Origin of the sequence: Variovorax sp. CF079 (assembly GCF_900101545.1) — a bacterium.
In the GTDB taxonomy this organism is placed as follows: Bacteria; Pseudomonadota; Gammaproteobacteria; order Burkholderiales; family Burkholderiaceae_C; genus Variovorax.
On sequence record NZ_FMZU01000009.1, the window covers coordinates 143384 to 157874 of the forward strand.

The 14491-nt window shown below is 68.4% G+C and carries 13 protein-coding genes; 5 read left to right on the top strand and 8 right to left on the bottom strand.

What is annotated here, in order from left to right; translation table 11 throughout:
- Window positions 1-27 precede the first annotated feature (27 nt).
- The gene (locus tag BLS74_RS14040) at window positions 28-1269 is read right to left on the bottom strand and encodes a pyridoxal-phosphate-dependent aminotransferase family protein (protein ID WP_093107164.1); all 1242 of its coding nucleotides are present in this window, start codon (window positions 1267-1269) and stop codon (window positions 28-30) included.
- A 112-nt stretch (window positions 1270-1381) separates the two neighbouring features.
- On the opposite strand from BLS74_RS14040, the gene BLS74_RS14045 reads away from it, so the two are divergent.
- Together BLS74_RS14045 and BLS74_RS14050 are read left to right on the top strand one after the other, a co-directional pair.
- Complete coding sequence (locus BLS74_RS14045; RefSeq protein ID WP_093107364.1) at window positions 1382-2080, top strand: GntR family transcriptional regulator; 699 nt, start codon at window positions 1382-1384, stop codon at window positions 2078-2080.
- Between the two features lie 14 nt (window positions 2081-2094).
- Window positions 2095-5139, top strand: a complete 3045-nt coding sequence (locus tag BLS74_RS14050; protein WP_093107166.1) for an FAD-binding and (Fe-S)-binding domain-containing protein — start codon at window positions 2095-2097, stop codon at window positions 5137-5139.
- Window positions 5140-5148: 9 nt separating this feature from the next.
- On the opposite strand, the gene BLS74_RS14055 is transcribed toward BLS74_RS14050, so the two are convergent.
- Window positions 5149-5562 (bottom strand): hypothetical protein, encoded by a 414-nt coding sequence (locus BLS74_RS14055; RefSeq protein WP_093107366.1) that lies wholly within the window; start codon window positions 5560-5562, stop codon window positions 5149-5151.
- A 146-nt stretch (window positions 5563-5708) separates the two neighbouring features.
- A complete protein-coding gene (locus BLS74_RS14060) occupies window positions 5709-6626 on the bottom strand; it encodes an EamA family transporter (protein ID WP_170855598.1) in 918 nt (305 codons plus the stop codon).
- A gap of 74 nt (window positions 6627-6700) precedes the next feature.
- Between BLS74_RS14060 and BLS74_RS14065 the strand changes: the two genes are divergently transcribed.
- From BLS74_RS14065 to BLS74_RS14075, 3 genes are all read left to right on the top strand, one after another.
- Window positions 6701-7213, top strand: a complete 513-nt coding sequence (locus BLS74_RS14065; protein WP_093107168.1) for a MarR family winged helix-turn-helix transcriptional regulator — start codon at window positions 6701-6703, stop codon at window positions 7211-7213.
- A gap of 209 nt (window positions 7214-7422) precedes the next feature.
- The gene (locus BLS74_RS14070) at window positions 7423-7875 is read left to right on the top strand and encodes an NUDIX hydrolase (RefSeq protein ID WP_244503871.1); all 453 of its coding nucleotides are present in this window, start codon (window positions 7423-7425) and stop codon (window positions 7873-7875) included.
- A 49-nt stretch (window positions 7876-7924) separates the two neighbouring features.
- Window positions 7925-8503, top strand: a complete 579-nt coding sequence (locus BLS74_RS14075; protein ID WP_093107170.1) for a putative pterin-binding protein — start codon at window positions 7925-7927, stop codon at window positions 8501-8503.
- Between the two features lie 377 nt (window positions 8504-8880).
- Here BLS74_RS14075 and BLS74_RS14080 read toward each other — a convergent pair whose 3' ends face one another.
- From BLS74_RS14080 to BLS74_RS14100, 5 genes are read right to left on the bottom strand one after another with little or no spacing between them, the layout of a single operon-like run.
- Window positions 8881-9906, bottom strand: a complete 1026-nt coding sequence (locus BLS74_RS14080) for a uroporphyrinogen decarboxylase family protein (RefSeq protein WP_093107172.1) — start codon at window positions 9904-9906, stop codon at window positions 8881-8883.
- Between the two features lie 23 nt (window positions 9907-9929).
- Entirely contained in the window at window positions 9930-10634 is a 705-nt protein-coding gene (locus tag BLS74_RS14085) for an ABC transporter ATP-binding protein (protein WP_093107174.1), read from the bottom strand.
- Window positions 10627-12375 carry a branched-chain amino acid ABC transporter ATP-binding protein/permease gene (locus tag BLS74_RS14090; RefSeq protein ID WP_093107176.1) on the bottom strand — a complete coding sequence of 583 codons (1749 nt, stop codon included), beginning with the start codon at window positions 12373-12375 and terminating at the stop codon, window positions 10627-10629. The genes BLS74_RS14085 and BLS74_RS14090 overlap by 8 nt, the downstream gene beginning before the upstream one ends.
- Window positions 12375-13241 carry a branched-chain amino acid ABC transporter permease gene (locus tag BLS74_RS14095; protein WP_093107178.1) on the bottom strand — a complete coding sequence of 289 codons (867 nt, stop codon included), beginning with the start codon at window positions 13239-13241 and terminating at the stop codon, window positions 12375-12377. The genes BLS74_RS14090 and BLS74_RS14095 overlap by 1 nt, the downstream gene beginning before the upstream one ends.
- Window position 13242: 1 nt before the next feature.
- A complete protein-coding gene (locus BLS74_RS14100; RefSeq protein WP_093107180.1) occupies window positions 13243-14457 on the bottom strand; it encodes an amino acid ABC transporter substrate-binding protein in 1215 nt (404 codons plus the stop codon).
- Window positions 14458-14491 lie beyond the last annotated feature (34 nt).

Below are 14491 nucleotides of genomic sequence, written 5' to 3' on the forward strand. Positions count from 1 at the left end.
GGTCTCCTTGTTGGTGAATGAATGGGCTCAGGCGGCCTTCTGCAATGCCGCCGGCGCCGCGTGGCTCGCGAAGTGGTCCATCGTGGCCTGCACGCCGCTCGCGGCGAGCTTCACGCCCGAGAGCTTGAGCCCCATCTCGACGCCGGCCACCATCGCGACCAGCGTGAGGTCGTTGCTGTCGCCCAGGTGGCCCATGCGGAACATGCGGCCCTTGAGCTTGCCGAGGCCGGTGCCGAGCGAGAGATCGAAGCGCTGGTGAATGAGGCGCCGCACCGCATCCGCATCGACGCCCTCGGGCGTGATCACGCCGGTCAGCACCGGCGAGTAGACGGCCGGGTCGGCGCACTGGATCGGCAGGCCCCAGGCCTCGACCGCGGCGCGCACGCCGGCGGCCCAGCGCTGATGCCGCGCGAACACCTTGTCCAGGCCCTCGCCGAGCAGCATGTCCAGCGATTCGGCCAGGCCGTAGAGCAGGTTGGTGTTGGGCGTGTAGGGCCAGTAGCCGTCCTTGTTCATCTCGACGATCTCGTCCCAGGCCCAGAAGGCGCGCGGCAGCTTCGCGCTCTTCGATGCTTCCAGCGCGCGCGGCGAGAGCGCGTTGAAGCTGATGCCCGGCGGCAGCATCAGGCCCTTCTGCGAGCCGCTGATGGTCACGTCCACGCCCCACTCGTCGTGGCGGAAGTCGGCGCTCGCGAGGCCCGAGATGCTGTCCACCATCAAGAGCGCCGGATGGCCCGCCGCATCGATGGCCTTGCGGACCGCGGCGATGTCGGAGGTGACGCCGGTCGAGGTCTCGTTGTGCACCACGCACACGGCCTTGATCTTCTTCTCCGTGTCCTTGGCGAGGCGCGCCTCGATCAGGTCGGCCTGCACGCCGCGGCGCCAGCTCGGCGCATGCGGCAGCTGCTCGTCGCTGCCGGACCAGGCCAGGAACTCGGTCGACAGGCCCAGGCGCGCGGCCATCTTCTGCCACAGCGCGGCGAAGTGGCCGGTTTCGTACATCAGCACGAGGTCGCCGGGGCTCAGCGTGTTGGCAAGCGCCGCTTCCCAGGCGCCGGTGCCCGAGGACGGGTAGATGACGACCGGATGCTTCGTCTTGAAGATCTTCTTGATGCCCGCCAGCACCTGCAGCCCGAGGGCGCCGAACTCGGGGCCGCGGTGGTCGATGGTGGGCAGGCTCATGGCCCGCAGGATGCGGTCCGGCACCGGGCTCGGGCCGGGGATCTGCAGGAAGTGCCTGCCGGTGGGATGGAAGTCGAGTTGAAGCATTCGGGACCGTCCTTTCTTTTTCAGTTTTGCATGCAAAATTCGATCTGTCGTGCTCGTTAACACCTAGTCTCCTCGATTGAGTGGGCCACTATTTGCATTCAAAATGCATTCCATGGCGGAAATCATTGAAATCTCTCGGCTCGCGCTGCATGACCAGGTGGCGTCGCGGCTGCGCACCATGCTGGTCGAAGGCCAGATCGCACCCGGCGCCAAGCTCAACGAGCGCGAGCTCAGCGCGCAGCTGCGCGTCTCGCGCACGCCGCTGCGCGAGGCCATCAAGCTGCTGGCGGCCGAAGGCCTGGTGGACCTGCTGCCGAACCGCGGCGCGGTGGCCGTCAAGCTCACCGAGGCGGACGTGGTCAACACCTTCGAGCTGCTCGCCATGCTCGAAGGCATGTCGGGCGAACTGGCGGCCCAGCGCATCACCGAGGAGGAGCTCGCCGAGCTGCGCGCGCTGCACTACGAAATGATGGCCTGCTTCGCACGCCGCGATCTCTCGGGCTACTACCGCATCAACGCGCGCATCCACACCGCGATCAACGACGCGGCCAGGAACCCCGTGCTCGCGAGCACCTACCGCTCGATCAATGCCCGCGTGCAGTCGCTGCGCTTTCGCACCAACCAGAACGAGGCCAAGTGGAAGAGCGCGGTGGCCGAGCACGAGCGCATGGTCGAGGCCCTGGCCGCACACGACACGGCCGCGATGCGCACGCTGATGATCGAGCATCTCAACCGCAAGCGCGACACCGTGCTGGAGCTGCTGCGCGCCGGCGAGATCTATCCCGCCAAGGCCCAGGCGGCCAAGAGCTGAATCGACGAGAACCCATGCGCATCGAGCCCGCGAGCCATCTCCAGCCAGCCGGTACCGTCTTGCCGCCCAACGAAACCTGCGAAGTGCTGGCACGGCGCCTCGCCGCCGAGACCGAGGGCGAGGTGCTGTTCGACGCCGCCTCGCGCGGCCGCTATGCGACCGACGCTTCGATCTACCAGATCATGCCGGCCGGCGTGCTGGTGCCGAAGACCGAGTGCGACATCGCGACCGCCATCGACATCGCGCGCGACCTCAAGGTGCCGGTGCTCGCGCGCGGCGGCGGCACCAGCCAGTGCGGCCAGACCACGGGCGCGGCGCTCGTCATCGACAACAGCAAGCATTTCCGGCGCGTGCTCGATCTCAACGTCGAGGCGCGCCGCGCCACGGTGGAGCCGGGCATCGTGCTCGACCACCTCAATGCGCAGCTCTTGCCGCACGGGCTCTGGTTCCCGGTCGACGTGTCGACCAGCGCGCAGGCCACGCTCGGCGGCATGGCCGGCAACAACTCCTGCGGCTCGCGCTCCATCGCCTACGGCAACATGGTCCACAACGTGGCGGGCGCGAGCGCCTGGCTGTCCGACGGCGAGCTGGTCGACTTCGGCCCGGTCTCGGAGCTCGGCGCGCGCGCGTCCGACATCGCGCTGCACGTGCAGCAGCTCGCCAGGCAGCACCGACACGAGATCGCCGAGCGCTGGCCCAAGGTGATGCGGCGCGTCGCCGGCTACAACCTCGACATCTTCGACAACCAGAGCGAGAAGCCCTACACCGCCGACGGCAGCGTCAACCTCGCGCACCTGCTGATCGGCGCCGAGGGCACGCTGGCCTACACGCGCAGCCTGACGCTGAAGCTCGCCGAGCTGCCGCGCGCCAAGGTGCTCGGCATCGTCAACTTCCCGAGCTTCCATGCGGCGATGGACGCGGCGCAGCACATCGTGAAGCTGGGGCCGACGGCGGTCGAGCTGGTCGACCGCACGATGATCGAGCTGAGCCTCGCCAACCCCGCGTTCAAGTCCACCGTCGAAACCGCGCTGATCGGCCGGCCCGCGGCCATCCTGCTGGTCGAGTTCTCGGGCAGCGAGAAGGCCTGGCTGCTGCCCAAGCTGAAGGACCTGGCCGACCTGATGGGCGACCTCGGCCTGCGCGGCAGCGTGGTCCAGATGCCCGACGACGCGGCGCAGAAGAACCTGTGGGAAGTGCGCAAGGCCGGCCTCAACATCATGATGAGCCTCAAGGGCGACGGCAAGCCGGTGAGCTTCATCGAGGACTGCGCGGTGCCGCTCGAGCACCTGGCCGAGTACACCGATGGCCTCACCGCCGTGTTCGCCAAGCACGGCACCCGCGGCACCTGGTACGCGCACGCGTCGGTCGGCACGCTGCACGTGCGCCCGATCCTCGACATGCGCACCGACGGCGCCGCGAAGATGCGCGCCATTGCCGAAGAGGCGAGCGAGCTGGTGCGCAAGTACAAGGGCGCCTTCAGCGGCGAGCATGGCGACGGCCTGTGCCGCGGCGAATGGATCGAATGGCAGTTCGGCCCCGCGATCAACGAGGCCTTCCGCGCCATCAAGAACAAGCTGGACCCGCTCAACCTCTTCAACCCCGGCAAGATCATCGATCCGCCGAAGATGGACGACGGTGCCCTGTTCCGCTTCGCGCCGTCGTCGGCGCCGAGGCCCTACAAGCGCATCCCGCTGGTGCCCGTGCTCGACTGGTCGGCCTGGAACGTGCAGGCCGACCCCGTGACCGAGGAGACCACCGCGCCCGGCACCGGCGGCGACGTCAGCGGCGGCTTCGCCAAGGCCGTCGAGATGTGCAACAACAACGGCCACTGCCGCAAGTTCGACGCCGGCACCATGTGCCCGAGCTACCGCGTGACGCGCGACGAGAAGCACCTCACGCGCGGCCGCGCCAACACCTTGCGACTCGCGGTCTCCGGCCAGCTCGGGCCCGAGGCCTTCACCAGCGAGGCCATGTACGAAACCATGGACCTGTGCGTCGGCTGCAAGGGCTGCAAACGCGACTGCCCGACCGGCGTCGACATGGCGAAGATGAAGATCGAGTTCCTGGCCCACTACAAGAAGAAGCACGGCCACACGCTCAAGGACCGGCTGATCGCCCGGCTGCCCGACTACGCGCACGCCGCGAGCCGCTTCCCCTGGCTCATGAACCTGCGCAACAGCGTGCCCGGCGCGGCATGGCTCGGGGAGCGGCTACTGGGCCTCTCGGCCAAGCGCTCGCTGCCCGCATGGCGCAGCGACACCTTCTGGCGCGCCGGCGATGCCTCAATGTTCGTGAATCGCGACATGGCCATCGCCGCCGCCTGCGTGGGACGCAAGGTCGCGGTGCTGTTTGTCGACACCTTCAACGGCACCTTCGAAAGCGAGAATGCATTCGCTGCGGCGCGCGTGCTCAAGGCCGCGGGCTACATGCTGCACACGGTCGAGAAGGACGGCGGCCACCACTGCTGCGGCCGCACCTACCTCGCCAATGGCATGGTGGACGAAGCCAAGGCCCGCGCCGGCGCGCTCGTCGATGCGCTGCTGCCGCTGGCCGAGGCCGGCATCGCGATCGTGGGCCTCGAGCCTTCGTGTCTGCTGACGCTGCGCGACGAAACGCTGGTGATGGGCCTGGGCGCGAAGGCCGAGACGGTCGCGAAAGAAGCGCTGCTGTTCGAGGAGTTCATCGCGCGCGAAGCCAAGGCCGGCCGCTTCAAGCTGGGGCTCAAGCCTGCCGGCAAGCCGATCCTGCTGCACGGCCACTGCCACCAGAAAGCCTTCGGCGCGGTGAGCCCGATCCTCGATGTGCTGCGGCTCATTCCCGACGCGAAACCGGAGTTGATCGAAAGCTCCTGCTGCGGCATGGCCGGCAGCTTCGGCTACGAAGCCTCGCACTACGAGGTGTCGATGCAGATGGCCGAGGCCAGCCTGCTGCCGGCAGTGCGCAAGAACCCCGACGCGATCATCGTCGCCGACGGCACCAGCTGCCGGCACCAGATCGCCGACGGTGCGCAGCGCGAAGCGGTGCACGTGGCGCGGCTGCTCGACGCGCTGAGGGGCTGACCCGACGGCTTAGCGAACGGTCGACATGACCGTGGCACGGCACCTGGGTTGTTCACGCGGCGCCAGCAGGACGCAGTTGTCCAGCGCGCGTCGCTGCATGTCGCTCAGCCTTGGCCGCTCCACGGGGCGTGGACCATACCGATAGTCCGGCTCGTAATAGACCGGCGGTGGCGGTCCGTAGTACCTCGGCGCCGGGCGGTAGTAAGCGGGCGGCGGCGGCGGCTCGTAGTAAGTGGGGGGCGCTGGTTGATAGTAGACCGGCGGCGGGCTCGAGTAGACGGGTTCCGGCTCGTAGTAAGTCGGGGCGTCGATCCCGATGGACCAGCTCACCTCGGCATGGGCCGCAGCGGAAGCCGAGAGTGCGGCGGCCACCACGGCGGTTGAAAAGGCGCCTTTGACAAATGCACAGCGATTGAAGCTCACGGGATTCTCCGAAAGAAGGGCGAAAGCGCCTGCGGCAGTCCCAAACGCTCCATCCGCAGGCTTCGTGGACACGATGATGCTCCTGCAACCGCTGTTCGAGCGGCGTCAGCGCGCGCGCTGAAGGGACGTCGTCGAAGCCTGCGGGCTCAGTAAGTAACCTCCGCGCTGCGCGCTGCGGTATTCGCCTTGGGAACGGCCCGGCGGCTCATGGCCCATTGCACGGCGAGGATGCTGACCGGCACCGCGACCAGCCCCACGAGCGACAGCCCGCGCATCGCCTGGCCCAGCAAGGCCCAGCCGAGGATCACTGCCGTGAGCGGGCTCAGCAGGCCGAGCGAGGACACCGCCACCGGCGACAGGCGCGCGATGCCGCGGAACCACAGCGCATAGGCCAGCAGCGCGCCGACGATCGAGAGATAGGCATAGGCCGCGACTTGCGTGCCGGTCAGCTGCGGGAGCGGCGGATCGATGGCCCAGGTCATGGGCAAGAGAATCAGCCCGCCCAGCAGCAACTGCCAGCCGGTGAGCGCCAGCACCGGCATCGCGGGCTGCCAGCGCCGCGTCAGGTAGGTGCCGGCCGCCATGCAGGCGGCGCCGGCCAGGGCCGCGGCGATGCCGACCGGATCCCACACCGAACCCGGCGACAGCAGCAGCGCCGCCATGCCGGCGATGCCCAGCACCGCGGCGCCGATCGCCAGCTGCGGCGGCCGGCGCTGGTCGAGCGCCCAGGCAAGGCCCATCACCAAGAGCGGCTGGATCGCACCGACCACCGCGGCCAGTCCGCCGGGCAGCCGGTAGGCCGCGACGAAGAGCAGCGCCTGGAAGAAGCCGATGTTCAACGCCGACAGCACGATCAGTCGGCCCCATTCGCCGCGCGCCGGCAGGCGCCGGCAGTACAGCGCCAGCAGCAGGCCGGCCGGCAGTGCGCGCAGCAGGGCCGCGGTGAAGGGCCGGTCGGGCGGCAGCAGCTCGGTCGCGACGATGTAGGTCGAGCCCCAGATGGCGGGGGCGAAAGCGGTCAGGAGGACGTCGGTCCAGGCGATCGAGCCTTGTGTGTTGCGCATCGCATTTATCTCTACGTCAAGATAAATGGAGCCTAGCAGATAATCTTGACTTCAAGATAAATGGGGTTTTGCCGATGGGTGCGAAGAAGCGACCGGCGGATGCGGTGGAGGCGATCCTCGATCAGTGGCGCCGCGAGCGCCCGGACCTCGACGTGGGCGCGATGGGCACCATCGGCCGCATCAAGCGCTGCGCGGCGTTGCTGCAGCGCGAACTGGACCGATGCTTCTCGGACTTCGGCATGACACGCTGGGAGTTCGACGTGCTGGCCACGCTGCGGCGCTCCGGCGCGCCCTACTGCCTGGCGCCGACCGCCCTCTTCTCGTCATTGATGATCAGCTCGGGCACCATGACGCACCGCCTCAAGGGGCTGGAGTCGCGCGGCCTCGTGAAGCGCGTGGCCAACCGCGAAGACGCGCGCAGCATGCTGGTGCAGCTCACGCCCGCCGGCTTGAAGCTGATCGATCGCGCGGTGGACGCGCATGTCGAGAACGAGCAGCGGCTGCTCGCCTCGATCAAGTCCGCAGACCTCGCCGCACTCGATGCGCGGCTGGCCTTGCTGCTGGCCGCGCTGGAGCCTCGGGAGTGATCGATGCTGCTCGATGACACACTGCGTGCCCTGATCGCCGGCCGGCTTGGCGGCTTCGAGCGGCAGGCGCTGAGCGCCTCCGGCTCGAAGCGTGCGGCCGTGGCGCTGGCGCTCGTCGAGGAAGGCTTCGGCGCAGCACTGCCTGGGCTTCGCACACCTGCGGCGTGGAGTCAGGACGCCGCCGTGCTCCTGACCCGACGCCCGTCCACATGCGCAACCACCCGGGGCAATGGGCGCTGCCGGGCGGCAGCATCGACGGCGCCGAGTCGCCGGAAGAGGCCGCGCTGCGCGAACTGCACGAAGAAGTCGGCCTTGAGCTCGACGAGGGCGCGATCCTCGGCCGCCTCGACGACTTCGTCACCCGCTCCGGCTTCGCGATCACGCCGGTCGTCGTCTGGGCAGGCGCCGCACGCGCGCTGGTGCCGAGCGAAGCCGAGGTCGCCAGCATCCATCGCATTCCCCTCACCGAGTTCATGCGCGCGGATGCGCCCCTGCTCGATCCCATCGAGGACAGCGAGCACCCGGTGCTGCGCATGCCGGTCGGAGACACCTGGATCGCGGCGCCGACGGCGGCCTTCCTCTATCAGTTCCGCGAGCTGTGCATCGCCGGGCGCACCGTGCGCGTCGCGCATTTCGAGCAGCCCTTGTTTGCGCGCAAGTAGGGGCTGCGCAGCGATGGACGAATGCAGGCGCACCGCCCACAATCGACCGATGAACAAGCGACACTTCCTTGGCACCGCCACGCTCGCCGGGCTGTTGCCTGCAATTCACGCATCGGCTGCGGAGCCGACCCGCAAGAGTCCGGGTCTGTTGACCGTCAGCGGAGCGATAGCCAAGTCCAACCGAGGCCCCGTCAATCCCGCGCTCGACCAATTGATGGCGAAGCACGGCGTCAAGTTCGACAAGGCCTATGTGTTCGACTCCGAGGCATTGCGCCGCCTGCCGGTCGTTCGAATCAAACCGACGCTCGAGTACGACGCCAAGGCGCATTCGCTCGCGGGCCCGCTGTTGACCAGCGTGGTGGAGGCGGCGGGTGTGGCCGGCGACGCGATGCTGGCCCTTCGTGCGGTGGACGGCTACGTCGTACCGCTGCGCATGGCCGACGTGCGCAGCTATCGGATGATCGTTGCCACCGAGATCGACGGCGCTCCGCTCGCGCTGGGAGGGCTGGGCCCGCAGTGGGCGATCTATGAGGCCGATACGCTCGCCGCGTTCAAGGACAAGCCGCTCAAGGAACGATTCGCCCTCTGCCCCTGGGGGCTCTACAGCATAGAGGTCACGCGCGGTTGATTGTTGGCGAAGGTGCGTGGGCTTCGGTGTCGGCCGTGGAGAAAAGAAGCGTACTCAATGCAAGAGCAAAGCATGCGAGCAGCACGGGCCAGCCAAAGGCAAGGACCAATGCCAACGTCGCAAGGGGGCTGAAAAGGAGGGCGGCAGATCGCATACGTGTCTCCGAATTTGATTGCTACTGACAGACCCGTCGCGTCAATTCGAGTGGCGGGCCTTGCCTGGGGCCTCAATGTAGGCGTGAAGGCAAACGTGGACATGAGCGCTGCGCCCTTGTTTGAGGAGGACAGAACGCTTGTCTTCGTGCTGCTTCAGGCATGACAAAACGCTTACCAAGGTGCTCGCTGCCTTCGGCGAGCGGCCGGCACCACGCGCGGGCCCTAGGTCGCGTGTTCCCTGCGCAGCACCTTCGCCGCCTCGACCATCGCGCGCAGCTTGCCAATGGCCGCGTCGCGCGGCAGGTACTTCATGCCGCAGTCGGGCGCGAGGATCACGTTCTCGGGCTTCACGTAGGGCAGCGCGCGCTGGATGCGCTCGACGATGGTGTCGACCGATTCGACCTCCGGCGTCGAGAGGTCGATGCAGCCCACCATCACCCTCTTGCCGTCCAGCGCGGCCAGGGCCGAGCAGTCCAGGTGCGATTGCGCGGTCTCGATCGACACCTGCTTGCAGCTGCACTGCGCGAGCTCGGACAAGAAGGAATAGCCGCTCGGCCGCTCGTGGATGATGGCCGCGTAGCCGAAGCAGATGTGCACCGCCGTCGTGCCGGTGATGCCTTCGAGCGCGCGGTTCAGCGCGTTCAAGCCGTACTGGCGCGCCTTCTCGGGCCGCGCCTGCATGTAGGGCTCGTCGATCTGCACCACGTCGGCGCCGGCGGCGAAGAGATCGCGGATCTCCGCGTTCACCGCGTCGGCATAGTCCATCGCCGCCTCTTCCTCGCTGCCGTAGAAGTCGTTCTGCGCCTGCTGCAGCATCGTGAACGGCCCGGGCACGGTGATCTTCACCTGGCGGTCGGTGTGGGCGCGTAGGAACTTCAGGTCGTCGACCTCCACCGCATGGCGGCGGCGGATGCGGCCCACGATGCGCGGCACCGGGTTCGGATGGCCCGAGCGGTCCAGCGCCGTGCCCGGGTTGTCGAGGTCGATGCCGTCGAGCGCGGTCGCGAAGCGGTTCGAATAGCTCTCGCGCCGGATCTCGCCGTCGCTCACGATGTCGAGGCCCGCCTCTTCCTGCGCGCGGATCGCCATCAGCGTGGCGTCGTTCTGCGCCTCCTCCAGGTACTGCGGCGGAATGCGCCACAGCTCGCGCGCCCGCACCCGCGGCGGAAAGCGCCCCGCCAGCTTGGCGCGGTCGATCAGCCATTCGGGCTGCGGGAAACTGCCGACGATGGTGGTGGGGAAGAGCATGGGTTTCTCCAGATAAGAGTGGTTCAAACGCCCAGGTAGGCGCGCTGGATCTCGGGCCGCGCCAGCAGCTCGTCGGGCACGCCCTCGGCCACGATGCGGCCTTCCTCGAGCACGTAGGCGCGCTGCGAGACCTCCATCGCCATCGCGACGTTCTGCTCCACCAGCAGCACCGACATGCCGTCCGCATTGATGCGCCGGATCGCGGCGAACATGTCGCCCACGATGCGCGGCGACAGGCCGAGCGACGGCTCGTCGAGCAAGAGCAGCCGCGGCCGCGCCATCAGCGCGCGCGCGATCGCGACCATCTGCTGCTGTCCGCCCGAGAGCTCGCCCGCCGGACTGGCGAGCTTCTCGCGGATCACCGGGAACAGCTCGATCACCTGCGCCAGCGTCTCCTGCCGCTTCGCCTTGGCATGCGGCAGGTAGCTGCCGAGCTCCAGGTTCTCCTGCACGCTCATGCCGGTGAAGAGGCGCCGGCCCTCGGGCACCAGCGCGATGCCGGCCTCGCAGAAGCGGTGCGCGGGCAGCTGCGTGATGTCCTGCCCGTTGAGCACGATGTGCCCGCTGCGTGCACGCAGCATGCCGGCGATGGCGTTGATCAGCGTGGTCTTGCCGGCGCCGTTCGGCCCCACCACGCACAGCAGCTCGCCGGGCCGCACCTCGAGCGACACGCCCCACAGCGCCTGCGCCGCGCCGTAGGCCACTTGCAGATCGCGTACCTCAAGCATGGGCGGCCTTTCCCAGGTAGGCGGTCATCACCTCGGGCCGCTGCATCACGTCGGTGGCCGCGCCCTCGGCCAGCAGCTCGCCGTGGTTGAAGACCACGATGCGATCGGTCAGCGCCATCACCGCGCGCATCACGTGCTCGACGAAGACGATGGTGGAGCCCTGCTCGCGGATGCGCCGGATCAGCGCCACCGCGCCGTCGATCTCGTGCGGCGTCAGGCCGCACAGCACTTCGTCGAGCAGCACCAGCCGCGGCCGCGAGGCGAGCGCGCGGGCGAGTTCGAGGAACTTGCGCTGGTGCAGGTTGAGGTCGTCGGGCCGGGCATGCGCCTTGTCCTCGAGGCCGGTGAATTCCAGCCAGGTCCGCGCCTGCTTCGCGGCCGCCGTCGGGTCGCGCACCGCGCCGCCAAACATGGTCGCGATCGCCACGTTCTGCAGCACGTTCAGGTGGCCGAAGGGCCGCGGGATCTGGTAGGTGCGCGCGATGCCGCTGCCCGCGATGCGGTGTGCCGGCAGCCCGTTCATGCAGCGGCCCTCGAACCAGATCGCGCCACCGGTGGGCGCGTAATGGCCGCTGACGACGTTGATGAAGGTCGACTTGCCCGAACCGTTGGGCCCCAGCAGGCCGAGGATCTCGCCGCGTCGCACGTCGACGTCGACGCCGCCGAGCGCGCGCACGCCCTTGAAGGCCTTGCTCAAGCCCTGCACGCGCAGCAGCACGTCGCCCTGCGCGACCGCGGTTGAAGTGCGGACCGGCACCTCGGCCGCTGCAGGCAAGGCCGGCTTCGCGGCCGATGCGCGCCACAAAGTGCGTCCCAAGATGCGCCGAACGCGTTCCAGGATGCCGTCGGGCATGAACAGAATCGCCGCGATCAGGATGACGCCGATCAGCGCCTTGCCGGCCACTGCATGGTCGGCGGCCGTGAAGCTGTAGAGCAGCCCGGTGATCGCGACCGCGCCGATCGCCGGCCCGGCCCAGTGGCGCGTGCCGCCGAGCACGCTCATCAGCACCACCGTCAGCGGCACCGTGATCGTGAACACCTCGCCCGCCGTCACGTACGAGAGGAACAGCGCGTGGATGCCGCCCGCCACGCCGGCCAGCGCGCACGAGACGGCCAGCGCCATCAGCTTGTAGCGGTAGGTCGGCACGCCCATCACCTCGGCCGCGTCCTCGTCGTCGTGGATCGCGAACAGGCCGGCGCCGAACTTCGACACCTGGATGCCCCACGCGATCAGCAGCGTGCCGATCGCTGCAGCAAGCGCGAGCAGGTAGAAGGTCGACGACGGCGTCGGCCCGATCTTCGGCACCGGCACCGCGGCAAGCGAGACGCCGTTGCCGCCGTCCAGCGGTGTGTTGACCACGATGGTGCCGATCACGAAGGTGATCGCCAGCGTGAGCAGCGCGAACAGCTCGCCGCGCACGCCCTTGACGCGGAACACCACCGCACCCAGCGCCACGCCCAGCACCGCGGCCACCAGCGCAGCCGCGGGCAGCGTCCACAGAAAGGGCCAGTCGTAGCGCGCCATCAGGTTGGCGCTGGTGTAGATGCCGGCGCCGAAGAAGGCACCGTGCCCGAAGGAGAAGTAACCCGAGTAGCCCGACAGGATGTTCCACGAGGTCGCGAGCACGATCCAGTGCAGCATCAGGTAGAGCAGCGAGTCGTAGAAGGCCGGCAGGCCGAGCTGCGGCACGACGGCCAGCGCGACGCCCGCGGCGAGGATGATCAGTGGAGTGCGTTTCATCAGCCTGTCTTCCCCGGCCTGAAGATCAGGATCACGATCAGCAAGGTGAACGAGACGATCGGCGCCCACGAGGGCGCGGTCACCGCCATCGTGATGGCCTCGCTCACGCCGATCAGCGTGCCCGCGACCAGCGGCCCGAGCGCGCTGCCCAGCCCACCGAGCATCACGGCCGCGAACACCACGCCGACCCACGCGTACATCTGCGAAGGCGCGAGCGTGAAGCTCAATGCCAGGCACACGCCGGCCACGCTGGCGAGCGCGGCGCAGGTGCCGGCGAGCACCAGCCCCAGCGCCTTCTGGTTGACGCCGAAAGCCGCGGCCACCGGCGCGTCTTGCGCGGCGGCGCGCATCGCGCGGCCCAGGTCGGTGAAGCGCAGCACCGCCCACACCGCGAAGGCGAGGCCCACGGCCAGCACCAGCGTGATGAGTTCGGGCACCGGCACGAAGAGCCCGCCGATCCTGAACTTCTCTTCGCCGTAACTCGATTCGAGTTTGCGGAAGTCGGCGGTCCAGATCGACTGGATCACGCTCTCGGCGATGCCGGTGAGCCCGAAGGTCAGCAAGAGCGAATTGAAGGGCGTGACCTTGAAGCGCACCATCACCCAGTGCAGGCCGGCGCCGAGCGCGAAGAAGAAGGGCACGATGACGGCGAGCGTCAGCAGCGGGTCCATGCCCATCGTCGCCATCTGGTAGCAGAGGTAGGCGGCGAGAAAGGCAAAGGCGAAGTGCGCGAGGTTGATGAGCCGGAGCAGGCCCCAGCTCAGGCTGAGGCCCAGGCCCATCAGCCCGTACAGCGCGCCGACGAAGATGCCCGAGAGGACGGACTGGGACAGCAGCGAGATGCTGGGCAGCGTGAAGCCCGACATGTCAGTGCGTGATCAGCTTGGCGCCGCCGGAGGTGACCTCCTTGGGCCACACCACCACCCACTTGCCGCCCTGGATCTGCTTGATGCGCATCAGGTCGTCGCCGAAGTTGCCGGTGCCGTCGAAGCGCAGCTTGCCCTGCAGCGTGTCGACCTTGTTCGCCTTCAGCCAGGTGCCGATCGCCTTGTCGTCCAGGCTCTTGGTCGCGACCACGCCGGCCTCGAGGATCTGCCACGCGGTGTACGAGGCAGCGGCCTGGGTCTCGACCGAGGTGTCGGTGAAGCCGGCCTTCGCGGCTCGCTCGGCGTAGAGCTTGACGAATTCGGCCGCGCCGAAGTTGGAAGTGAAAGGCGGCTGCGCCTCGAAGATCGTGGCCGAGAGCGCGTTCTTCGCATCCGGCGACGCGAGCAGCGGCCCGGGCGCGGGGTACAGGTAGAAGTGCTGCGGCGGCGAATAGTCGATCTTCTTCATCGCGTCGAGCAGCAGGTTGCCCTCCAGGCCGATGGCGCCGACCCACACGAAGTCGGGCTTGGCGTCCTTCACGCGGTTGGCGATCGGGCCGAAGTCGCGGTTGCCGAAATCCCATTCGAGGAACAGCACTTCGGTCAGGCCGCGCTTCTTGATCACCTCGCGCGCACCCGCGCTCATGAACTGGATCGAGGGGAACTTGCTGGTCACCACCGCCACTGTCTTCGGCGGCTTGGGCGAGGCGGCGAGCGCGTCGAACAAGGTGTTGGGCACGGTGGTCGCCGGGTCGGAGCCGATCGACCAGGCGGGGAACTGCATGTCGTACTTGGCGAGCGAGGGAATGCCCAGCGTGTGGTGCACCAGCACCTTGTTGTAGCGCTGCGCCACGCCCATCGCCGAGAGGATGGCGCCGGTGGCGTAGGGCCCCATCAGCAGGTCGACCTTGTCGGCGGTGACGAGCTGCTCGTACAGCGTGCGCGCCAGGTCGGGCTTGGACTGGTCGTCCTTCACCACCCACTCCACCGGCCGGCCCAGCAGGCCGCCGCGCTTGTTGAGCTGCTCGATGTAGATGTCGCCTACCACCTTGTGGATCTGGGCCGTGGCCGAGAGCGGCCCGGTCAGTGCCAGCGTGCTGCCGATGCGGATCGGCGCACCCGTTGGCTGCTGTGCCAGCGCGAAGCCGGCCGCGGCCAGTGCGATGGCGCCCATGGCGGTGCGCCGCCCGATGCTTCTGAGGTTCTGCGTCTTCATGGTTCCTGTCTCCTTTAGGTTCTTGTGAGCGAAA

Coding starts and splice junctions, on each gene's coding strand:
- BLS74_RS14095 (WP_093107178.1), bottom strand. CDS start 13,241: ATGTCGGGCTTCACGCTGCCCAGCATCTCGCTGCTGTCCCAGTCCGTC.
- BLS74_RS14045 (WP_093107364.1), top strand. CDS start 1,382: ATGGCGGAAATCATTGAAATCTCTCGGCTCGCGCTGCATGACCAGGTG.
- BLS74_RS14090 (WP_093107176.1), bottom strand. CDS start 12,375: ATGAAACGCACTCCACTGATCATCCTCGCCGCGGGCGTCGCGCTGGCC.
- BLS74_RS14100 (WP_093107180.1), bottom strand. CDS start 14,457: ATGAAGACGCAGAACCTCAGAAGCATCGGGCGGCGCACCGCCATGGGC.
- BLS74_RS14040 (WP_093107164.1), bottom strand. CDS start 1,269: ATGCTTCAACTCGACTTCCATCCCACCGGCAGGCACTTCCTGCAGATC.
- BLS74_RS14080 (WP_093107172.1), bottom strand. CDS start 9,906: ATGCTCTTCCCCACCACCATCGTCGGCAGTTTCCCGCAGCCCGAATGG.
- BLS74_RS14085 (WP_093107174.1), bottom strand. CDS start 10,634: ATGCTTGAGGTACGCGATCTGCAAGTGGCCTACGGCGCGGCGCAGGCG.
- BLS74_RS14070 (WP_244503871.1), top strand. CDS start 7,423: ATGCGCAACCACCCGGGGCAATGGGCGCTGCCGGGCGGCAGCATCGAC.
- BLS74_RS14060 (WP_170855598.1), bottom strand. CDS start 6,626: ATGCGCAACACACAAGGCTCGATCGCCTGGACCGACGTCCTCCTGACC.
- BLS74_RS14075 (WP_093107170.1), top strand. CDS start 7,925: ATGAACAAGCGACACTTCCTTGGCACCGCCACGCTCGCCGGGCTGTTG.
- BLS74_RS14065 (WP_093107168.1), top strand. CDS start 6,701: ATGGGTGCGAAGAAGCGACCGGCGGATGCGGTGGAGGCGATCCTCGAT.
- BLS74_RS14050 (WP_093107166.1), top strand. CDS start 2,095: ATGCGCATCGAGCCCGCGAGCCATCTCCAGCCAGCCGGTACCGTCTTG.